Source organism: Neobittarella massiliensis (ex Bilen et al. 2018), from assembly GCF_900289145.1.
GTDB lineage: Bacteria > Bacillota > Clostridia > Oscillospirales > Ruminococcaceae > Neobittarella > Neobittarella massiliensis.
Genome location: NZ_OKQO01000002.1, coordinates 202403 through 221672, shown reverse-complemented (window position 1 = coordinate 221672; position 19270 = coordinate 202403). Strand labels below are relative to the sequence as shown.

Below are 19270 nucleotides of genomic sequence, written 5' to 3'. Positions count from 1 at the left end.
GACGGCATTCCCTGTCCTCCGCAGCAAAATGACATCTCGAGCAGAGCAGGTCTTCTGGCTCAGCATCAGCGCGCCGCCCGGCCTTCCCGGCCCTTCAGGACCAGTGGCACACAGTGGGGGCGCTCCGCATCACAGCAACGGGATTGCGCAGGACTTGCACCTGACTTCCCTTTTCATCACCCAGCGGTGAACTCTCTCGTCTGTTCTCTATTATACGGCATGCAAAGCAGGGCTGTCAAACCGGCTCCTCCCCCCAACACACCGCCGCCACAGCTGTTGTTTCCGGTTTTAATGTGCTGGTTCTCGGCTCTCTGCGGTGCGCGATCCCATCACCAATAAACGCTCTCCCCATCAGCCCTACTTTATCCCAGCATACAAATACAGATGTTCGATTCGATGTCATTGCATCTTCCTCGCAATAACATCGCACCGCGCCAACAATATAAGCACCTGTCTGCGCCGGATCGACCGCCCTTCATCGGGCAAAGATCTGTTTTTGTATACCAAGCCCACCGGAGCAACTGTTGTGCCAATAATCCGGTCATGCGCTGTGGAGCCACAGCACAAAAGCTGCAAAATAAACGCAACCGCAATCGCATCATGTTCTCACGCTCTCTCCCGCCCACCGTCAAGTCGGTGGTCCCCTCCTGACCTGTTTCGCCCAGTCCACAGCACCCGGTCGCACCCACACCACACTACGAACCAATAGTCCACACCTGCGGCAGACCCATACCGCACAGCGGCCACCTCTTTATCTCCCCCATCCTGTCGGCGCTCGTTTGCCGCTCACCACCGCCCCCATAAAAATTCGATGGTACTCATCCTGGCCATCTGTTTGCGTGCCGCACGCCAAAAAAATTGCTCTTTCAGTAATCTCCGAAAAAGCGTCTAAACATCTCCGCGCCCCGCATTTTCGCTCAGCCCACTCCTCAAAATACTTTGCAGCACACAGAGCGCACATAAAAACACCCCGGCAGCGCAGTCGCCACCGGGGTGTCATATTCTCGAGATCTATGCCTTTCAGGCCGCCAGCCGCTCCCGAGCTGCCTGTTCCAGCGAGGCGATCTTTACCGCCAGGCAAAAGATCTCCATGGCTTTTTGCAGTTCTTCCAGGCTGGGGTAGGTAGGGGCAATACGGATGTTGGCGTCGTGCGGGTCCTTGCCGTACGGGTAGGTAGCTCCCACCGCAGTCAGCTTCACCCCACAGTCACCGCACAGCTGCTCCACCCGTTTGGCACAGCCATCCAGGGTGAAAAAGCTGATGAAATAGCCGCCATAGGGCTTGCTCCAACGGCCGATCTCGCGGCCGTCCAGGTGCCGGTGCAGCATCGTGTCCACCAGCTCAAACTTGGGGCGGATAATGGCGGCGTGCTTTTCCATGTGAGCCATAATGCCGTCCACATCTTTAAAAAATCGCACATGCCGCAGTTGGTTGATCTTGTCCGGGCCGATCGTCTGGGCCAAAATGCGCTTTTTCATATAGGCCATAGTGCGGCGGCTGCCGGCCATGATCGCCAGGCCCGAGCCGGGCAGCGATATCTTCGAAGTCGAGGTGAACACCAGCGGCATATCCTCACTGCCGTACTCAGCGCACACGTCCAAAATATTGGGTAAGCTGTCGCGGCGCTCTTTTTCCAGGTGGTGTACCATATAGGCATTATCCCACATCAGCACAAAATCAGGGGCCGCCGGCTTCATGGCCGCCAGGCGCCGCACCGTCTCCGCCGAGTAGGTCGTCCCCTCGGGGTTCGAGTACATCGGTACCGACCACATGCCCTTGATGCTGGCGTCCTGCGCCACCAGCGCCTCTACCGCATCCATATCCGGGCCATCTGGCAACATGTCCACATTGATCATCTCAATGCCCAGTTCCTCGCAGATCCCAAAATGGCGGTCATAACCCGGCACCGGGCAGATGAACTTCACTTTTTCCTCCCGGCACCAGGGGCGCTCGCTGCGGGCATTGCCCAGCAGCATAAACTTGGCCAGCGCGTCATACATCAGGTTCAGGCTGGAGTTGCCGCCTATAAACAGCTGCTCCTCCGGCACACCCATCAGCTCTCCAAACAGCCGCTTGGCTTCCGGTACACCGTCTAGGATCCCGTAATTGCGGCAGTCAAAACCGTCCTCACTAAAAAAGTCCCGGGTGTCTTCCAGCACCTTGTACATGCCCATGCTCAGATCCAGCTGCTGGGTGCAAGGCTTGCCGCGCGACATATCCAGTTTCAGGTCTTCGCCCTGATATATTTTATAGAGCTGGTAAAACTTCTCCAGCTTCCCCTTGATCTCCTCTGTCGACAATGCGCTGTATGGCTGCGCCATAAAACTCGACTCCCCTTCAAAAAATTTGCAAACCAGAAATTCAAATTCCTGCATTTTAGTGACTAACACACCACTTTGCTCCGGTCTCTCTCTTTAGTATATGCACTATTCTACACCCAAAAACACAGCTGTATCAACTGTTCAGAACATCTTTGGACAACGGCACAAAAATGCAAGTATCCAAAATCGTTTTTTGCAAAAACCACACAAAGTTTAGGGAAAAGTTCACCAAAACACAAGAAAAAAGAGCCTGCAAGCAAGCTCTTTTTTCGCGTTTTGTCTCTGTATCAAATACAGCCGTGTATTTGCAGAAAGCACATTTGTGATTTCGTCCAAAAGCAAACGTCACGCCTTATCAAAAACAGCAAAACCGCTGCCACTGGCCTTTGGCAATTTTGCCCTTTAAAACTCGGCCGAACCGGTGGTGCGGGGGAACGGCAGAACATCGCGGATATTCTGGATACCGGTGATATACATGATCAGCCGCTCAAAGCCCAACCCAAATCCGGCGTGCTTGGCACTGCCAAACCGGCGCAGGTCCATGTACCAGCTGTAGTCCTCTTCTTTAAGGCCCATCTCCTGCATCCGCTCGCGCAATACGTCCAGCCGCTCCTCGCGCTGGCTGCCGCCAATGATCTCACCAACACCGGGCACCAGCAGGTCGGTAGCAGCTACCGTTTTGCCGTCGTCGTTCAGGCGCATGTAAAAGGCCTTGATCTCTTTGGGGTAATCAGTCACGAACACCGGTTGGCCAAACACCTGTTCGGTCAGGTAGCGCTCGTGTTCGGTCTGCAGGTCACAGCCCCAGTATACCGGGTACTCAAAGCGGTCTTTTACCTTTTCCAGTATCTCCACCGCCTCGGTGTAGGTGCAGCGGCTAAACTCGGCGTTCACCAGCTTATTCAGCCGCTCCAGCAGACCCTTGTCCACAAACTGGTCAAAAAAGGCCAGCTCGTCCGGGCACTGCTCCAACACATACCCGATGACCGATTTGAGCATCGCCTCTGCCAGATCCATATCGTCCTGCAAGTCGGCAAAGGCGATCTCCGGCTCGATCATCCAAAACTCAGCTGCGTGGCGCGGCGTGTTGGAGTTCTCTGCCCGGAAGGTGGGCCCAAAGGTGTACACCTTGCCAAAAGCCAGCGCCATGCACTCGGCGTTGAGCTGGCCCGATACCGTCAGACTGGTCTCTTTGCCAAAAAAGTCCTGGCTGTAGTCGATGCTGCCGTCTTCGCTGCGGGGCGGGTCTTGCATGTCCAGGGTGGTCACCCGAAACATCTCCCCGGCCCCCTCACAGTCGCTGCCGGTGATCAGCGGCGTATGGGCGTACACAAAGCCGTTTTCATTAAAAAACTTGTGCAGCGCGTAGGCCGCTACCGAGCGCACCCGAAAAGCCGCACTGTACAGGTTGGTGCGGGGGCGCAGATGGGCGATAGTCCGCAAAAACTCCACCGAGTGGCGCTTTTTCTGCAGCGGATAGTCCGGGGTCGAGGGGCCCTCTACCTCAATGGCAGCCGCGTGCACCTCAAACGGCTGACGGGCGTCCGGGGTCAGCACCAGCGTTCCCTCTACCACCAGCGCACTGCCCACATTCAGCTTGGAGAGCTCTTTAAACCCCTCGACTTTGCCGTCCTCAAAAACGACCTGCAGATTCTTAAAGCAGCTGCCGTCGTTGAGCTCAATAAATCCCAGCGATTTCGAGGCGCGCAGCGTGCGCACCCAGCCACATACCTTTACCGGTCCCTCTTTCTGCTCGGCTGCGCGGTACAGCTGAGCAATAGTCTTTCTCTCCATGTCGTCTCTCCTCCAACAAAAATGCTATCCCCCGGCGGCAAACTACCGGTCACGGGGCAAACTACACAGTAATGTTATTAGTATAGTACAAAAACGCGGGTGTTACAAGGTGCGGCGGCAATATCGCCACCGCACTCCGCCTCACAAAAACAGCGCAAAAATATGCGGCGTTATGTATACCTCCACCGGCGCGGCGATCAGTAGCAGCGGCACCGCCACCGTCAAATACAGCCGCAGTGCATTCACAAACACCGCTGTAAACGGCACGCCCCGGCGCTGGCCCACCAATTTGCACACTAGCTCAAAGCACAAATAGGCCCCCAGCGCACACGACAGCACAATGGCCGGCAGTTCAAAGATCCCGTGGGGCAGTATCCCCATCAAATAGGTAAACAGCCCGGCGCCGTAACTGGTATAAGCCGCCCCCAGCACCCCCAGTATAGCGGCATTTACCCCCAGTGAAAAAAGCGGCAAAAACAAAAACGGCACCAGCCCCATCAGCGCCGTAGTGGCGGTGGCGCGAATGTTTCCAAAAAGCACTGCCACCAGCGATAAGCCGCCGTCCGCCCGGTACACGCCTTTGCTGGTAAAGGTGGCTGATATCGCCTCCAACAGCTGGCTCAGCAGTTGGGGGTTCCGGGCGATCACCACCCCCGTCACCAACGCCGCCCCAAAAAATAAAATACTGGCGCCCCAAAAATATCTCTGCAGCCGGTTTTTAAAAAAGTACCAGCTCAGCACATATTGCCGCTTTACAAAACGCATCTGCACCGCTCCTTTTTTGCCAATACTACACTATACTCTACACGTTGTGGCAAAAATGTCAATCACGCACCAAAACCGGCAGAGATTGGCGCCGATAACCGGTGCTCACCGGCAAAAACTACTGTTGGAGGTGAATTTTCATGGAGATGAAACAGCCCATCGATCTGTCATCCAGCACCTGCTTTGCCAAGCTGCCCACCTTTATTCAGGAGTCTATCCGGCAAAACGGGGTCAACTTTTACAGCGAGCAGGAGCTCGTACAGTGCGCCCAGAACATTCTCGACCAGATCTGAGTACCCACCAGGGGCCAAAAGCCCCTGTACATAACCGCCACCCGATATTCTGCCCGCTCTGTGTTGCCATAAGCTGGCAGTATGTGGTAACATGGTGAAAAACTGAAAGGCGGTGCCCCTGTGGCCTACAACGACAAAGTAAAGCTCGACAATTACTACCACTACGTCGAGCCCTGGTGGCAGGATGCCTACCGGGCCAGCCAGCTCACCTACGACTATAACCTCACCCGTATCACCGAGGTACAAAAGCGCGATGAGATCTTGCGCGATCTGTTTGCCAAAGTGGGAGAAAAGCCCCTCATCGAGCCCCCTTTTCACTGTGACCGCGGCTTTTTTACCACCATCGGCAACAATTTCTACGCCAATTTCGGTTTTACCCTGCTGGATTCGGGTGAAGTAGTCATCGGCGACGACGTGCAGATCGGCCCCAACGTCACCATCTGTACTGCCAGCCATCCGGTCCACCCCGAGGAGCGCATCCAGGGCGGCATCATCAATGAACCGGTACATATCGGCAACAACGTCTGGATCGGTGCTCATGTCTTTATCGGCCCGGGGGTGCACATCGGCGACAACGCGGTCATCGGCGCCGGCAGCATCGTCATCCGCGATATCCCAGCCAATACAGTGGCGGTGGGCAACCCCTGCCGCGTCCTGCGCCAGATCACCGATGCCGACCGCATGGACGAAAAGACCCGTCAAAACTACGTCGGCAACGCCGATCTGTAACACGGTGCGGCGCGCACATCGCCGGCAGTTATAAAAAGGAGTACAGCCATCATGCACTTTGACAAATTGACTGTTCGCATCCTGGTGCGAAAAAATTACGGCCAGTGTTTTGACTTCTACACTCAAAAACTCGGTCTCACTCCCGTTTGGGGCGACCGCAACGGCCCCTACACCTCCTTCGCCACAGCTCCGGGCCAGCCGCCCTGCTTCGCCATTTTTTCCGGTGCCAACATGCCCATGTTTCAGGGCTACCAGCCGCCTGTGGGCGCCCCACAGCAGCCCGATACAGTGGTCGCCATCCTCCCCACCAGCGATCTGGATGGCGACTATCAGCGCCTCCGCGCAGCCGGCGTGCAATTTTTGGGCGAGCCGCAGTACATCGCAGACTGGGGCATGCACTGCACCTATTTTCGCGACCCAGAGGGAAATCTCTTCGAACTCAGCGGCGGCGATATCTAGCGCCGAATGTCCGGTACCCAAACGCAATAAAGAGCGGGCGCTCCTCTCTCACAGGAGTGCCCGCTCTTTTTCTTTTTTCAGCTCCATGCACACCCGGCAGCCGCCGAATACACGGCCGCGTCTCGTGCGCCCATCCCGGTCAGGCCAGCCCCAAAAGCCTTGCGGTCGTAGCCACGATAAAGCAGATGACGATACCAAATAAAGTCGGCACCGCAAACGAGACCAGCGTCCACCGCAAGCTCTGGGTCTCCTTTTTTATGGTCATGCAGGTGGTGGAGCAGGGCCAATGCATCAGGCAAAACAGCATGGTACAAACAGCGGTCAGCCAGGTCCAGCCATTTTGTACCAGCAGCTCCTTCAGCTGTACCAAGCTGCTGAACTCCATTATACTACCTGCCGACATATAGGCCATGATCATGATAGGCACCACGATCTCGTTGGCGGGGAAGCCCAAAATAAACGCCAGCAAGATCACGCCATCCATGCCGATGAGATGGGCAAACGGGTCTAAAAATCCGGCGCAATGGGCCAGCAGGCTGACACCTCCCATCTGCACGTTGGCCATCAGCCAGATGATGAGCCCCGCCGGAGCTGCCACCGCTACCGCCCGCCCCAGTACGAACAGCGTCCGGTCAAAGATCGACCGCACGATCACCTTGCCGATCTGCGGCTTACGGTAGGGGGGCAGTTCCAGCGTAAAGCTCGATGGTATGCCCTTTAAGATGGTCTTTGACAAAAGCCGCGACACCAAAAAGGTCATGACCACTCCCAGCACAATCACCCCGGTCAGCAGCAGTGTCGATGAGACCGACTGCCAAGCCCCGGCAGCCGCCCCCACAAAAAACATCGAGATAATTGCAATAAGCGTCGGGAAACCGCCGCCGCACAAAGGTCAACTTCCACCACCGCCATTCTCCTGTCCGGTCTCGCCTCGGTAATAGACATACAGCTTTTCCCCATCCCAATCCATCCGCTGCACCACCGCCCGCACCAGCTGCCGCCGCTGCCGTCTATCCAGGTCCTCCAGCCAGCGCCGTCTCCTAAGCAGCCGGGCAGCCTCTCGCTTTACCGGTGCCGTCTCGGTCCTTTGTCCCTGCCCCTCCAACTGCCGCTGCCAGCAGAGCACCTGCCGGTCCAGCTGCTCTATCTGCCGGGCAATATGCCCAGCTATGGCCGGCGCATTGCCTGCCGACAGTGCCGCTACCAGATTTTGTATCTCCGTCTGGGCGCGCTGTATCTCGCGCTGTAGCTGGGTCGGCGACTGGGGCAGCTGCTGTATATATTCGCGCCGCAGCTGCCCCAGCGCCGTCTGCAGTTGCTCCGGCCGGGCACATAAATAGCCGCACAGGTGCTGCCATACTGCCTGGTCGGTCGCCGGTCCGGCCAAGTTCTGGCTGTCACAATGTCTGGTGCCGGCGGTCAATTTACTACTGCAGATATAGTCGTACTGCCCCTCCCGTTGAGGGCCGCTGCGCTTTTTAGCCAGCAGCTTTTGTCCGCAGCGGGTACAGAACATCAGCCCCGAAAGCATGGCGTAATCGTTGTGCTGCTTACCCGGCCGATCGGTGGCCGGTTGCTCCTCCCGCAAGATCTTTTGTACCCGCACCCACTGCCCACCGCAGATCAGTCCCGGGTGCCGCCCGGCGGCTACCACCCACTGCTCCACTTCCTGTCGTCTGCCGCCGGCGCCGCGCTTGTTGTATACCAGCAGCCCCCGGTCCGGCGCCTGCTGGGGGTCAAAGCACACCGCCGCTCCGCGCGCGGTAAAATAGCTGTGTGCCTCCGCGTCCGCCGCGCAGTACACCGGGTTTTGCAGCATGGCTTTCACGCCCATACGGGTAAACGGTACTCCCCGCCGGTTGCGCGCCCCCAGCATCTCCAGCGCCCGGTGTACCGCCGACAAACTGTGCTCCTGTATGTACACAGCATATAGCTGCCGCACCCACTGCAGTTCCTCCTCCACCGGCTGCAACTTACAGGCGGTCTTTACCCGTCCCTCCAGCACCAGTTCCCGCACCTGGACCGAGCGGTACCCGGTGGGCGTCGTGCCCCCCAGCCAACGGCCCGACCGCGCCAGCAGCAGTATATTGTCCCGCACGCGCTCGGCAATCGTCTCCCGCTCCAGTTGGGCAAATACACTGGCTATGTACATCATCGCCTTGCCCATGGGTTTCGCGGTGTCAAATTCTTCCCGCATACACACCAGCGCCGTCCCCTGCCGCGCCAGTTCCTCCACCAGCGCCGAAAAGTCGCTCACACTGCGACTGATACGGTCCAATCGGTAGCAGATCAGGTAGTCGGGCCGCTGCTCGTACAGGTCGCGCAGCATAAACTGAAACTGCGGCCGGTCGGTGTCCTTGGCCGAAAACCCCTCGTCTTCATACACCGCAATCTGGTGCTCCCCCCCGCCAAACTTTTCTGCAATATAGCGGCGGCACATCTCTACCTGATTTTCTACACTGTCCCCCCGCGCCGACCAGACCGACTTGCGGCTGTAAATAAAAAATCGCATCTTCGCCCCCCTGATTTCGCCCTGCTCCTACCTTATATATAGGCGTGCATACATCCATGCATGACCGCCCTCCATCCGGGTCAGCCCACACCACCCATACCAGCCGCCCATAAAATGAACCTATACCATCTCTCGCCCGGCGGCAAAACCTCTCCCGCGGCACCTTATAAAAAACACGCCGAAAAGCGCAGTCTCCACAGCCCTGGCGCCTCTCCCAAATATATCGCGGCCCCACACCGAATACGCTTCTTTCTCTCTCCACCATCTTTGCAGGTGTCCCCAAAGCGAATAGCGTTCCCAAGCACACATACCTCTCCATCACCACCTCGCACGTATCCCGTCCTCTGCTCCCCAACCGACGATTTTAGAGTTTTCTCCCCCGATCTCTGCAAATAAATGGCAGAAACCACAATTTTTTTGAAAAAGTCTGTCAGATTTGTTCTAAAGCCCTTTTCATCGGCGTAAGTATATGTTATATTATTAACAAGGTCTCGTGCCTATGCCTGCTAAGGGACTGCCGCAATTCGTACCAGCAGCCGACAGCGGGGTCATTTGCCCTGAGATTTTGTTTTTTGCACTATATCGATAAAAATATATCGATAGAAAAATGCCGATTGTACCTACTGCAACATTTACAAAATCTTGTCGAAATGCTATGATGCAAATGAGCGGATCTCCCCTTGCAGAGCCATATAGAAAGGAGTGCTTTCCATGGAGACTGGCGGCGTATCCAAACTCACGCTGGGTCGGTTGCCCACCTACCTCTCCTACCTCAAGTCGCTGTCTGAAGACAGCCTGCCCAACATCTCAGCTGCGGCCATCGCCGCTGCGTTGGGCCTGGGCGAGGTGCAGGTGCGCAAAGACCTGGCCGCAGTCAGCGACGCCGGCAAACCCAAGGTGGGCTACCTGGTGAGCGATCTCATCCGGGATCTGGAGCACTTCCTCGGCTACGGCACCCAAAACAGTGCCGTGCTGGTGGGGGTGGGCAATCTGGGTCTGGCGCTGCTGTCCTACACGGGCTTTGCCGAGTACGGTCTCGATATCGTGGCCGCGTTCGACAAAAACCAGGCCCTCATCGGCACCCCGGTCGATGGCACGCCCATCCTGCCGGCCGATCAGCTGCCCGATTTCTGCCGCACCCACGGCGTGCAGATCGGTATCCTCACCGTTCCGGCCGAGGTGGCGCAGTCCTGCTGCGACACGCTGGTGCAGGGCGGTGTGCGGGCCATCTGGAACTTCGCTCCGGTCCACCTGGTAGCGCCCGAAGGCGTGCTCATCCAGCGCGAGAACATGGCCAGCTCACTGGCTCTGCTCTCCTACCACCTCAAGGGGGCCAAATAGGCCACCGGCAACGAGTCGCAAACAAGTGAAAGTCAGCGGTCAAACCGCAAAAAAATTGGGAGGAACTACTATGGGTAAGAAAGTCACGATTATTGGAGCAGGTAGCGTTGGTTCTACCATCGCCTACACCATGGCCGTCAACGGCATCGCCACCGAGGTGGTGATGATCGACATCAACGAGTCCAAGTCCTTGGGCGAGGCGCTGGATATCCGTCAGGGCGTCTCCTTCTGCCCGCCGATCTCCATCTACGCCGGCAGCTACAAAGACGCGCAGGATTCCGACATCGTCATCCTCACCTCCGGTGTGGCCAGAAAGCCCGGTCAGTCCCGCCTGGAGCTGGCGCAGGTCAATGTGAACATCACCAAGTCCATCGCCCCCGAGATCGTCAAGTACGCGCCCAACGCCGTCTACATCATCGTCAGCAACCCCGTAGACATCCTCACCTACATCTTCAATAAGGTGTCCGGCCTGCCCGAGAAACAGATCATCGGCTCCGGCACCATTCTCGATACTGCCCGCCTGCGCGCCCGCCTGGCCGAGTACTACTCCATCAACCAGCAAAACGTACACGCCTACGTCTTCGGCGAGCACGGCGACACCTCCTTTGTCCCCTGGTCCATCGGCACCATCTCCAACATCGCTATCGACCGCTACAGCGAGTGCCTCACCGATAAAGAGGCGGTCAACCCGCAGTTGGTCCACGACGAGGTCGAGTCCTACATCCGCAAATCCGGCGGCAAGATCATCGAGCGCAAAGGCGCCACCTTCTACGCCGTGGCCGTATCGGTCTGCCACATCTGCAAATGCATCTTCTCCGGCGCCGACACCGCCCTCACCGTCTCCAGCATGATGCACGGCGAGTACGGCATCGACGATGTCTGCCTGAGCACTCTGTCCATCGTCGGGCAGGACGGCCTCGCCGGCAAGATCGTCGCCCCCCTCACCGACGAGGAGGTCGGCCTGCTGCACAGAAGTGCCGACAGCCTGAGAGCGGTCATCGACAACCTCGAGATCTAATCCCCCTCCACCGCGCCCGCAGCTGCTGCCTGTCACCGGCGGGCGGCAGCTCTCGGCGCCCCCATAAACCATAAAGATCACCCACTTTATCACAGAAAGAGAGTGTAGTAAAGTACGATGGAATACCGCATTGAGCACGACTCCATGGGCGAGGTAAAGGTCCCCGCCGACCGCTATTGGGCCGCCCAGACCGAGCGCAGCCACGAGAACTTCAAGATCGGCGTCGGCATCGAGACCATGCCCCGCGAGATCACCCACGCTTTCGGCATCCTCAAAAAGGCAGCTGCTATCGCCAACCACCAGTTAAAGCCCGAGAAGATGACCGACCAGAAGCTGGCCGCCATCTCTAAGGCCTGCGACGAGGTCATCAGCGGCAGTTTAAACGACCACTTCCCGCTGGTCGTCTGGCAGACCGGCAGCGGCACCCAGTCCAATATGAACGCCAACGAGGTCATCGCCAACCGCGGCAACGAGATCGCCGGCGAAAAGCTCTTGCACCCCAACGACGACATCAATATGAGCCAGTCCTCCAACGACACCTTCCCCACCGCCATGCACATCTCGGCAGTGCTGGCCATCGAGGATAAGCTCTTCCCCGCCATCGATATGCTCATCGATACCTTTAAGCGGCTGGAAAAAGAGCACGAAGGTATCGTCAAGAGCGGCCGCACCCATCTGCAAGACGCCACCCCCATCCAGTTCTCACAGGAGATCAGCGGCTGGCGCTCCTCTTTGGAAAAAGATAAAAAGATGCTACAGATCGCCCTGCCCGAGCTCAAAGAGCTGGCTCTGGGCGGTACCGCTGTCGGCACCGGGCTCAACGCCCCCGCCGGCTTCGACGCCAAGGTGGCCGAGGCAGTGTCCGAGATCACCGGCAAGCAGTTTTTCACCGCCCCCAACAAGTTCCACGCGCTCACCAGCAAAGACGAGCTGGTCTTTGCCCACGGCGCACTAAAGGCGCTGGCGGCCGATATGATGAAGATCGCCAACGACGTGCGCTGGCTGGCCAGCGGCCCCCGCGATGGTCTGGGCGAGATCTTTATCCCCGAAAACGAGCCCGGCTCCTCCATCATGCCCGGCAAGGTCAACCCCACCCAGTGTGAGGCCGTCACCATGGTGGCCGTCCAGGTCATGGGCAACGACGTGGCCGTGGGCATGGCCGCCTCGCAGGGCAATTTCGAGCTCAACGTGTTCATGCCGGTGTGCATCTACAACTTCCTGCAGTCCGCGCGCCTGCTGGCCGAGTCCATCGTCTCGTTCAACAACAACTGCGCCGTGGGCATCACCGCCAACCGCGAAAAAATGCACCACAACCTGCACAACTCGCTGATGCTGGTCACCGCCTTAAACCCTTATATCGGATACGAGAATGCGGCTAAGACCGCCAAAAAAGCCTATAAGGAGAACATCTCCCTCAAAGAGGCCTGCATCGCGCTGGGCTTCCTCACCGAGGAGAAGTTCGACGAGGTATTCCACCCCGAGCATATGGCCTAGCGCCCCGCAGCGGGTATATAAAATCAGCGCCTGGAGCACGATGCGCTTTCCAGGCTGCAGTTTCTGCGAAAGGAACGATAGAACCTATGATTTTTAGTTACTATCCTGGCTGTACCTTAAAAAACAAGGCCCAGGACCTGGACAGGTACGCCCGCCTCTCGGCTGAGGCACTGGGCTTTACGCTCGAAGAGCTCGACGAGTGGCAGTGCTGTGGCGGTGCCTACTCCATGGCTAAAGACGAGATCGCCAGCAAGCTGTCCTCGGTGCGGGCGCTAAACAGTGCCAAGGCCCAGGGCCGCGACCTGGTCACCCTGTGCTCGGCCTGCCACAACGTGCTCAAACAGGCGAACGCCGACATGGCCGGCGATGCCGAGTTCTCGCTGCACGCCAACAACTACATGCAGCTGGATGAGCCCTATCACGGCGAGACCAAGGTGCTGCACTACCTGGAGGTACTGCGCGATGTAGTGGGTTTCGACGCGCTCAAAGCAGCGGTCAAAAATCCTCTCACCGGCAAAAAAGTGGCCTCCTACTATGGCTGTCTCCTGTTGCGCCCGGGTAAAGTGATGCAGATGGATAACCCCGAGAACCCCCAGATCATGGAGGACTTCATCCGCGCGCTGGGCGCCACACCGGTGCTGTACCCCTACCGCAACGAGTGCTGTGGCGGCTATATCGCCATGGAGGACCCGGCTCTGGCACAGAAAAAGAGCACCGCCGTCATGGAGAGCGCAGCCGATATGCAGGCCGACTGCATGGTCACCGCCTGCCCCCTGTGCCTGTACAACCTGCAAAAAAATGCTGTGACCAACAGCCAGGTGCCGGTGCTCTACTTCACCGAGTTGCTGGCCGAGGCACTGGGCGTCAAGGGGTAAGAAGGGAGAGCGAACAATGAGCGATTTTGACAGAGAGCAGATCCTGCGCACCAGCGGCGTCGACGTGCTCAAATGCATGCGGTGCGGCAAGTGCTCAGCCACCTGCCCCTCTTACGACGAGATGGAATACCACCCCCACGAGTTCGTGTACATGGTGGAAAAAGGCCAGATCGATAAGCTGATGGCCTCCAAATCCATATATAAGTGTCTCTCCTGCTTTGCCTGTATCGAGCGCTGCCCCCGCGGGGTAGAGCCCGCCAGGCTGGTAGAGGCCGTGCGTCTGCAGGTCATCCGCCAGCAGGGCAAAAATCACCTGCGGGCCGACGATATCCCCGCGCTGCTGGACGACGATATGCCCCAGCAGGCCATCGTCACCGCCCTGCGCAAATACAGCAAGTAACAAGGAGGAGAAACCATGCAGAGAATTGGCGTATTCGTCTGTTGGTGCGGCAGCAACATCGCCGGTACCGTAGATGTAGCCGCGGTGGCCGAGGCCCTCTCCCACGAGCCCGGCGTCGTCTACTCCACCAACTACCAGTACATGTGCTCCGAGGCGGGGCAAAACATCATCAAAGACGCGATCAAAGAGCAGCAGCTCACCGGTGTGGTGATCTGTTCCTGCTCCCCCCGTATGCACGAGGCGACTTTCCGCAAAACAGCCGCCGCGGCCGGTCTCAACCCCTATATGGTCGAGATCGCCAACATCCGCGAGCAGTGCTCCTGGATCCATAAAGACATGCCCACCGCCACCGAAAAGGCCATCATCTTGGGTCGGGCGGCCATCGCCAAGGTGCAGCTCAACGCCCCGCTCATCGCCGGCGAGAGCCCGGTCACCAAGAGAGCGCTGGTCATCGGCGGCGGCATCGCCGGCATCCAGACTGCGCTGGATATCGCCGAGGCCGGCTTTGAAGTCGACATCGTTGAAAAGCAGCCCACCATCGGCGGCAAAATGACCCAGCTCGATAAGACCTTCCCCACCCTCGACTGTGCCGCCTGTATCCTGACCCCCAAAATGGTCGACTGCGCCCAGAACGAAAACATCAATATCTTCGCCTACAGCGAGGTGCAGGAAGTCAAGGGCTTCGTGGGCAACTTCACCGCCAAGATCAAGAAAAAAGCCCGCTTTGTCGACCCCAATAAGTGCACCGGCTGCGGTGAGTGTACCGAAAAGTGCCCCATGAAAAAGATCCCCAACGAGTTTAATCTGGGGATGGACAACCGCCGCGCTATCTATATTCCCTTCGCACAGGCAGTTCCCAAGATCGCCACCATCGATCCCGATCACTGCAACATGCTCAAAAACGGCAAATGCGGTCTGTGTGCCAAGGTCTGTGGCGCCGGCGCCATCGACTACAAGCAAAAAGACGAGATCGTCGAGCGCCAGTACGGTGCCATCGTGGTAGCTACCGGCTACAACCCCATCAAACTCGATAAATTCGACGAGTTCGGTTACTCGCTGAGCCCTGATGTGGTCACCTCGCTGGAGTTCGAGCGGCTCACCAACGCCGCCGGCCCCACCAGCGGTACCCTGCTGCGCCCCTCCGACGGCAAGCACCCCCACACGCTGGTATTTGTCCAGTGCGTCGGCTCCCGCGACACCTCCGGCTGCGGCAAGCCCTACTGCTCCAAGATCTGCTGTATGTACACCGCTAAACACGCCATGCTGGTGCGCGAAAAATACCCCGATACCGAGGTGTACGTGTTCTACATAGACGTGCGTACCCCCGGCAAAAACTTCGACGAGTTCTACCGCCGGGCGGTGGAGGAGTACGGCGTGCACTACATCAAAGGCATGGTCGGCAAAGTGGCGCCCCGCGCCGACGGCAAGCTGATGGTACAGGCATCCGACCTGATCTCCAATGAACAGCTGCACATCGAGGCCGACATGGTGGTGCTGGCCGCCGCCATCGAGCCCGATAAGACTGCCCGCTCGCTGGGCACCATGCTCACCGCCAGCATGGACACCAACGACTTCTTTACCGAGGCCCATCCCAAACTGCGCCCGGTCGAGAGCCCCACTGCCGGTATTTTCCTCTCCGGTGTCTGTCAGGGCCCCAAAGACATCCCCGAAACGGTGTCCCAGGCCAGTGCCGCCGCCGCCAAGGTCATCGGCCTGCTGGCCAAAAACAAGCTCACCGGCAACCCCTGTGTGGCAACTTCCGACGAGATGATGTGCAACGGTTGCTCCTCCTGCGAGAAGGTCTGCCCCTACGGCGCGATCACCTATCAGGATAAAGAGTTCCGTATGCCCGACCGCACGGTGGCTATCCGCCGGGTGGCCTCGGTCAACGAGGCAGTCTGTCAGGGCTGTGGTGCCTGCACCGTGGCCTGCCCGTCCGGCGCTATGGACCTGAAAGGATTTTCCAACAGCCAAATCATGGCGGAGGTCGATGCGATATGCAAGATGTAAAGACGACATTCAAACCCAAGATCGTGGCGTTTTGCTGCAACTGGTGCTCCTATGCGGGCGCCGACTTGGCCGGTACCAACCGCCTCAGCTACCCGGCCGACGTCAAGATCATCCGTGTTCCCTGCTCCTGCCGGGTCAACCCCATGTTCATCCTGCGGGCTTTCCAGCGCGGTGCTGACGGCGTCATCCTGTGCGGCTGCCACCCCGGCGACTGCCACTACACTTCCGGCAACTACTACGCCCGCCGCCGCATGACGCTGCTGTTCTCTATGCTCGACTATCTGGGCATCGAAAAAGAGCGCACCCGTGTGGAGTGGGTGTCGGCCGCTGAGGGCGCCAAATTCGCCGAGACCATGAACAGCTTCGTGGAGACGGTGCGCAGCCTGGGCGAGAACAAGAGACTGGAGGATCTGAGATGCAAAAAATAATGATCGCCAAAGCCAAAGAGCTGCTGCAGAGCGGCGCGGTCGATCGGGTCCTCGGCTGGAAGACCGGCGAGTTCGCCTACGACATCACCCCCGCCGTTTTCGAGACTATAGAGGAGCTCGAGCAGAGCTTCGTCTACGACGACTTCTGCGGCGCCAACCTCTCCAAGTACCTCATCAAGGCCTCACGCCTGGATGGCAAGACCCTGGTCTTTTTAAAGCCCTGCGACACCTACAGCTTTAACCAGCTCATCAAAGAGCACCGCATCCTGCGCGACAACGTCTATGTCGTCGGCGTCCCCTGTGAGGGAAAAACCGACGGCGAGACCCTCAAGCAGCACGGTATCAAAGGCATTCTGGGCATCGGGAGTCAGGGGGACGATTTTATCATCGACACCCTCTACGGCGAAAAGACCGTCAAAAGAGCTGACGTACTGCCCGAGCGCTGTCAAAACTGTAAGAGCAAGCAGCACGTGGTCTACGACGAACTGCTGGGCGAGGACGGTCAGGTGCTGGACAGCCACCGCTTTGACATGGTCGAGAAGATCGAGGCTATGACCCCCGACGAGCGCTTTGACTTCTGGCGCGGCGAGCTGTCGCGCTGCATCCGCTGCAACGCCTGCCGCAACGTCTGCCCGGCCTGCTCCTGCGAAAAATGTGTGTTCGATAACGACGCCTCCGGCATCGCCCAAAAAGCGGCCGCCGACAGCTTCGAGGAAAACATGTTCCACATCATCCGGGCCTTCCACGTAGCTGGCCGCTGCACCGACTGCGGCGAGTGTTCGCGGGTCTGTCCGCAGAATATTCCCCTGCACCTGCTCAACCGCAAATTCATCAAAGACATCAATGAGCTGTACGGCGATTTCCAGGCCGGCGCCGATACCGAGAGCCGCGCCCCGCTGACCAACTATCAGGAGAGCGACGTAGAGCCCAGCATCGTATATCACAAAGGGGGGAACCGCTGATGTTAAAACTCTCCCTCGATCGGTTAAACGACCTGTTTGCCGCCGTCGCGGCCGACCAGGTACTCTACATCCCCGCTGACGACGCCTCAGGCCAGGCCCGTTTCCAGCGCTGGCACGACGGTCTCGAGATGACCGGCGCACTGAACACGGTGCGCAGCGCCAAAGATTTCTTCTTCCCCCAGACCGAAAACCTGGTAGACTTTAAACTCAAGGGCAAAGAGATCGAGATCATCGATCCCCGCACCGAGCACGAGGACTTTGTCATCTTCGGCGTGCGCGCTTGCGACGCCCGCAGCTTTACCATTCTCGACAAAGTCTTTTTGGTCGACCCGGTCGACAGTTATTACCAGTCCCGCCGCGAGCACGGTACCGTGGTGACCATGGCCTGCACCCAGCCGGAGGAGACCTGTTTCTGTACCGCTTTTGGTATCGACGCCGCCGCTCCGGAAGGCGACTGCAGCTGCTGGATGGACGATACATCCCTGTACCTACAGCCGCAGACCGATAAGGGCCAGCGCCTGGTCGACCATCTCGGCGACCTGCTGCAGACGTGCGACGACAGCGCTGTCGCCGCCCAGCAGCAGAGCACCCGCGCGGTCCTCGAAAAGCTGCCTTTTGCCAATCTGTCGCTGGATGGATTTGACGGCGAGCACCTGCTGGAGCTGTTTGACTCCGAGAAGTGGGCCGAGCTGTCCGAGGCCTGCCTGGGCTGCGGCACCTGCACCTTTGTCTGTCCCACCTGCCAGTGCTACGACATCAAAGATTTCGATACCGGCAGCGGTATCCAGCGCTTTCGCTGCTGGGATTCCTGCATGTATTCCGATTTCACCAAAATGGCTCACGGCAACCCCCGCCTCACCCAGCTCGAGCGCTTTAGACAGCGCTTTATGCACAAACTGGTATACTTCCCCGCCAACAACGAGGGCGAGTACGGCTGTGTGGGCTGTGGCCGCTGTCTGTCCAAGTGCCCCATCTCGATGAACATCGTAAAAGTGGCCAAATCGCTGGGAGGAGAAAATCTATGAGTCCCGAGACACTAATACCCAAACTGGGTGTCGTCACCGACATCCGCATCGATACCCCCGATGTAAAGACCTTCCGCGTGGTGGGCCTGGACGGCAAAAAAGTATTTGAGCACATGCCCGGTCAGTGCGCCATGCTCTCTATCCCCGGCGTGGGCGAGGCGATGTTCTCCATCACCTCCTCCCCCACCAACACCGAATTCATGGAGTTCAGTATCAAAAAGTGCGGCTGTCTCACCAACTGGCTGCACGCCATGGATGTGGGCCAGCAGATCACCATCCGCGGCCCCTACGGCAACAGCTTTCCGGTAGAGGGGGCCCTCAAGGGGCAGGATCTGCTGTTCGTGGCCGGCGGTATCGGTCTGGCTCCGCTGCGCTCGGTCATCAACTATGTGCGCGACAACCGGCAGAACTACGGCAAGATCCAGATCGTCTACGGCTCCCGCTCTAAAGATGACCTGGTCGATTACAAGGAGATCCTCGACGAGTGGATGGCCGACGACGGTATCGAGGTCAACCTCACCATCGACCAGCCCCAGGAGGGCTGGGACGGCCACGTGGGCTTTGTCCCCAACTACGTCAAAGAGCTCGAGCCAGACCTCAACAAGACCGTTTTGATGTGTGGGCCGCCGATCATGATCAAATTCACTCTGGCCGGCCTCAAGGAGCTGGGCTTTAAAGAGACCCAGGTATACACGACCATGGAGCTGCGCATGAAATGCGGTGTGGGCAAATGCGGCCGGTGCAACATCGGCAGCAAATACGTCTGCAAAGACGGCCCCGTCTTCCGGTTTGACGAGCTCGACGAGCTCCCCAACGAGTACTGAGTAAGGAGAGTAAGCACAA

17 protein-coding genes, 1 pseudogene and 1 riboswitch are annotated in these 19270 nt (G+C 58.3%); of the genes and pseudogenes, 13 read left to right on the top strand and 5 right to left on the bottom strand.

Annotated elements, in window-relative coordinates; genetic code table 11:
- Nucleotides 1-27 precede the first annotated feature (27 nt).
- Nucleotides 28-211: riboswitch (cobalamin riboswitch) on the bottom strand.
- 809 nt (nucleotides 212-1020) lie between these two features.
- The 3 genes from C6Y32_RS03815 to C6Y32_RS03805 form a co-directional block, all read right to left on the bottom strand.
- Nucleotides 1021-2322 (bottom strand): aspartate aminotransferase type Ic, encoded by a 1302-nt coding sequence (locus C6Y32_RS03815; protein ID WP_105204112.1) that lies wholly within the window; start codon nucleotides 2320-2322, stop codon nucleotides 1021-1023.
- A gap of 402 nt (nucleotides 2323-2724) precedes the next feature.
- Complete coding sequence (gene asnS, locus C6Y32_RS03810) at nucleotides 2725-4116, bottom strand: asparagine--tRNA ligase (RefSeq protein ID WP_105203839.1); 1392 nt, start codon at nucleotides 4114-4116, stop codon at nucleotides 2725-2727.
- Nucleotides 4117-4257: 141 nt separating this feature from the next.
- Nucleotides 4258-4881 carry a stage II sporulation protein M gene (locus C6Y32_RS03805; protein ID WP_105203838.1) on the bottom strand — a complete coding sequence of 208 codons (624 nt, stop codon included), beginning with the start codon at nucleotides 4879-4881 and terminating at the stop codon, nucleotides 4258-4260.
- A gap of 140 nt (nucleotides 4882-5021) precedes the next feature.
- On the opposite strand from C6Y32_RS03805, the gene C6Y32_RS15265 reads away from it, so the two are divergent.
- The 3 genes from C6Y32_RS15265 (at nucleotide 5022) to C6Y32_RS03795 (ending at nucleotide 6362) form a co-directional block, all read left to right on the top strand.
- Nucleotides 5022-5174 carry a hypothetical protein gene (locus C6Y32_RS15265; RefSeq protein WP_164998124.1) on the top strand — a complete coding sequence of 51 codons (153 nt, stop codon included), beginning with the start codon at nucleotides 5022-5024 and terminating at the stop codon, nucleotides 5172-5174.
- Nucleotides 5175-5294: 120 nt separating this feature from the next.
- The gene (locus tag C6Y32_RS03800) at nucleotides 5295-5903 is read left to right on the top strand and encodes a sugar O-acetyltransferase (protein WP_105203837.1); all 609 of its coding nucleotides are present in this window, start codon (nucleotides 5295-5297) and stop codon (nucleotides 5901-5903) included.
- Nucleotides 5904-5954: 51 nt separating this feature from the next.
- On the top strand, nucleotides 5955-6362 hold the full coding sequence (locus tag C6Y32_RS03795; protein ID WP_105203836.1) for a VOC family protein: 408 nt from the start codon (nucleotides 5955-5957) through the stop codon (nucleotides 6360-6362).
- Nucleotides 6363-6501: 139 nt separating this feature from the next.
- Here the strand turns inward: C6Y32_RS03795 and C6Y32_RS03790 are convergent.
- Nucleotides 6502-7248, bottom strand: a pseudogene (locus C6Y32_RS03790) (nucleoside recognition domain-containing protein); the annotation flags it as partial.
- Nucleotides 7249-7254: 6 nt separating this feature from the next.
- The gene (locus C6Y32_RS03785; protein ID WP_105203835.1) at nucleotides 7255-8874 is read right to left on the bottom strand and encodes a recombinase family protein; all 1620 of its coding nucleotides are present in this window, start codon (nucleotides 8872-8874) and stop codon (nucleotides 7255-7257) included.
- Nucleotides 8875-9585: 711 nt separating this feature from the next.
- Here C6Y32_RS03785 and C6Y32_RS03780 point away from each other — a divergent pair.
- From C6Y32_RS03780 to C6Y32_RS03735, 10 genes are all read left to right on the top strand, one after another.
- Nucleotides 9586-10215 carry a redox-sensing transcriptional repressor Rex gene (locus C6Y32_RS03780; RefSeq protein ID WP_105203834.1) on the top strand — a complete coding sequence of 210 codons (630 nt, stop codon included), beginning with the start codon at nucleotides 9586-9588 and terminating at the stop codon, nucleotides 10213-10215.
- 70 nt (nucleotides 10216-10285) lie between these two features.
- Complete coding sequence (locus C6Y32_RS03775; protein WP_105203833.1) at nucleotides 10286-11233, top strand: L-lactate dehydrogenase; 948 nt, start codon at nucleotides 10286-10288, stop codon at nucleotides 11231-11233.
- 117 nt (nucleotides 11234-11350) lie between these two features.
- Nucleotides 11351-12727, top strand: coding sequence for a class II fumarate hydratase (gene fumC / locus C6Y32_RS03770; RefSeq protein ID WP_105203832.1), 1377 nt, complete (start codon nucleotides 11351-11353; stop codon nucleotides 12725-12727).
- A gap of 86 nt (nucleotides 12728-12813) precedes the next feature.
- A complete protein-coding gene (locus tag C6Y32_RS03765) occupies nucleotides 12814-13602 on the top strand; it encodes a CoB--CoM heterodisulfide reductase iron-sulfur subunit B family protein (protein WP_105203831.1) in 789 nt (262 codons plus the stop codon).
- 16 nt (nucleotides 13603-13618) lie between these two features.
- A complete protein-coding gene (locus C6Y32_RS03760) occupies nucleotides 13619-14002 on the top strand; it encodes a 4Fe-4S dicluster domain-containing protein (protein WP_105203830.1) in 384 nt (127 codons plus the stop codon).
- 15 nt (nucleotides 14003-14017) lie between these two features.
- Nucleotides 14018-16012 carry a CoB--CoM heterodisulfide reductase iron-sulfur subunit A family protein gene (locus C6Y32_RS03755; protein WP_105203829.1) on the top strand — a complete coding sequence of 665 codons (1995 nt, stop codon included), beginning with the start codon at nucleotides 14018-14020 and terminating at the stop codon, nucleotides 16010-16012.
- On the top strand, nucleotides 16000-16440 hold the full coding sequence (locus C6Y32_RS03750; protein WP_105203828.1) for a hydrogenase iron-sulfur subunit: 441 nt from the start codon (nucleotides 16000-16002) through the stop codon (nucleotides 16438-16440). Before C6Y32_RS03755 ends, C6Y32_RS03750 begins: the two co-directional genes overlap by 13 nt.
- Nucleotides 16428-17402, top strand: a complete 975-nt coding sequence (locus C6Y32_RS03745; protein ID WP_105203827.1) for a 4Fe-4S dicluster domain-containing protein — start codon at nucleotides 16428-16430, stop codon at nucleotides 17400-17402. Before C6Y32_RS03750 ends, C6Y32_RS03745 begins: the two co-directional genes overlap by 13 nt.
- Nucleotides 17402-18427: a 4Fe-4S dicluster domain-containing protein gene (locus C6Y32_RS03740; protein ID WP_105203826.1), complete on the top strand. Its 1026-nt coding sequence runs from the start codon at nucleotides 17402-17404 to the stop codon at nucleotides 18425-18427. Before C6Y32_RS03745 ends, C6Y32_RS03740 begins: the two co-directional genes overlap by 1 nt.
- On the top strand, nucleotides 18424-19251 hold the full coding sequence (locus C6Y32_RS03735; protein WP_105203825.1) for an FAD/NAD(P)-binding protein: 828 nt from the start codon (nucleotides 18424-18426) through the stop codon (nucleotides 19249-19251). Before C6Y32_RS03740 ends, C6Y32_RS03735 begins: the two co-directional genes overlap by 4 nt.
- Nucleotides 19252-19270: the final 19 nt, after the last annotated feature.

Excerpts from the sequence above, each read along its gene's own strand:
- C6Y32_RS03815 (WP_105204112.1), bottom strand. The coding sequence starts at position 2,322 with ATGGCGCAGCCATACAGCGCATTGTCGACAGAGGAGATCAAGGGGAAG.
- asnS (WP_105203839.1), bottom strand. The coding sequence starts at position 4,116 with ATGGAGAGAAAGACTATTGCTCAGCTGTACCGCGCAGCCGAGCAGAAA.
- C6Y32_RS03805 (WP_105203838.1), bottom strand. The coding sequence starts at position 4,881 with ATGCGTTTTGTAAAGCGGCAATATGTGCTGAGCTGGTACTTTTTTAAA.
- C6Y32_RS15265 (WP_164998124.1), top strand. The coding sequence starts at position 5,022 with ATGGAGATGAAACAGCCCATCGATCTGTCATCCAGCACCTGCTTTGCC.
- C6Y32_RS03795 (WP_105203836.1), top strand. The coding sequence starts at position 5,955 with ATGCACTTTGACAAATTGACTGTTCGCATCCTGGTGCGAAAAAATTAC.
- C6Y32_RS03785 (WP_105203835.1), bottom strand. The coding sequence starts at position 8,874 with ATGCGATTTTTTATTTACAGCCGCAAGTCGGTCTGGTCGGCGCGGGGG.
- C6Y32_RS03780 (WP_105203834.1), top strand. The coding sequence starts at position 9,586 with ATGGAGACTGGCGGCGTATCCAAACTCACGCTGGGTCGGTTGCCCACC.
- C6Y32_RS03775 (WP_105203833.1), top strand. The coding sequence starts at position 10,286 with ATGGGTAAGAAAGTCACGATTATTGGAGCAGGTAGCGTTGGTTCTACC.
- fumC (WP_105203832.1), top strand. The coding sequence starts at position 11,351 with ATGGAATACCGCATTGAGCACGACTCCATGGGCGAGGTAAAGGTCCCC.
- C6Y32_RS03765 (WP_105203831.1), top strand. The coding sequence starts at position 12,814 with ATGATTTTTAGTTACTATCCTGGCTGTACCTTAAAAAACAAGGCCCAG.
- C6Y32_RS03760 (WP_105203830.1), top strand. The coding sequence starts at position 13,619 with ATGAGCGATTTTGACAGAGAGCAGATCCTGCGCACCAGCGGCGTCGAC.
- C6Y32_RS03755 (WP_105203829.1), top strand. The coding sequence starts at position 14,018 with ATGCAGAGAATTGGCGTATTCGTCTGTTGGTGCGGCAGCAACATCGCC.
- C6Y32_RS03750 (WP_105203828.1), top strand. The coding sequence starts at position 16,000 with ATGCAAGATGTAAAGACGACATTCAAACCCAAGATCGTGGCGTTTTGC.
- C6Y32_RS03745 (WP_105203827.1), top strand. The coding sequence starts at position 16,428 with ATGCAAAAAATAATGATCGCCAAAGCCAAAGAGCTGCTGCAGAGCGGC.
- C6Y32_RS03740 (WP_105203826.1), top strand. The coding sequence starts at position 17,402 with ATGTTAAAACTCTCCCTCGATCGGTTAAACGACCTGTTTGCCGCCGTC.
- C6Y32_RS03735 (WP_105203825.1), top strand. The coding sequence starts at position 18,424 with ATGAGTCCCGAGACACTAATACCCAAACTGGGTGTCGTCACCGACATC.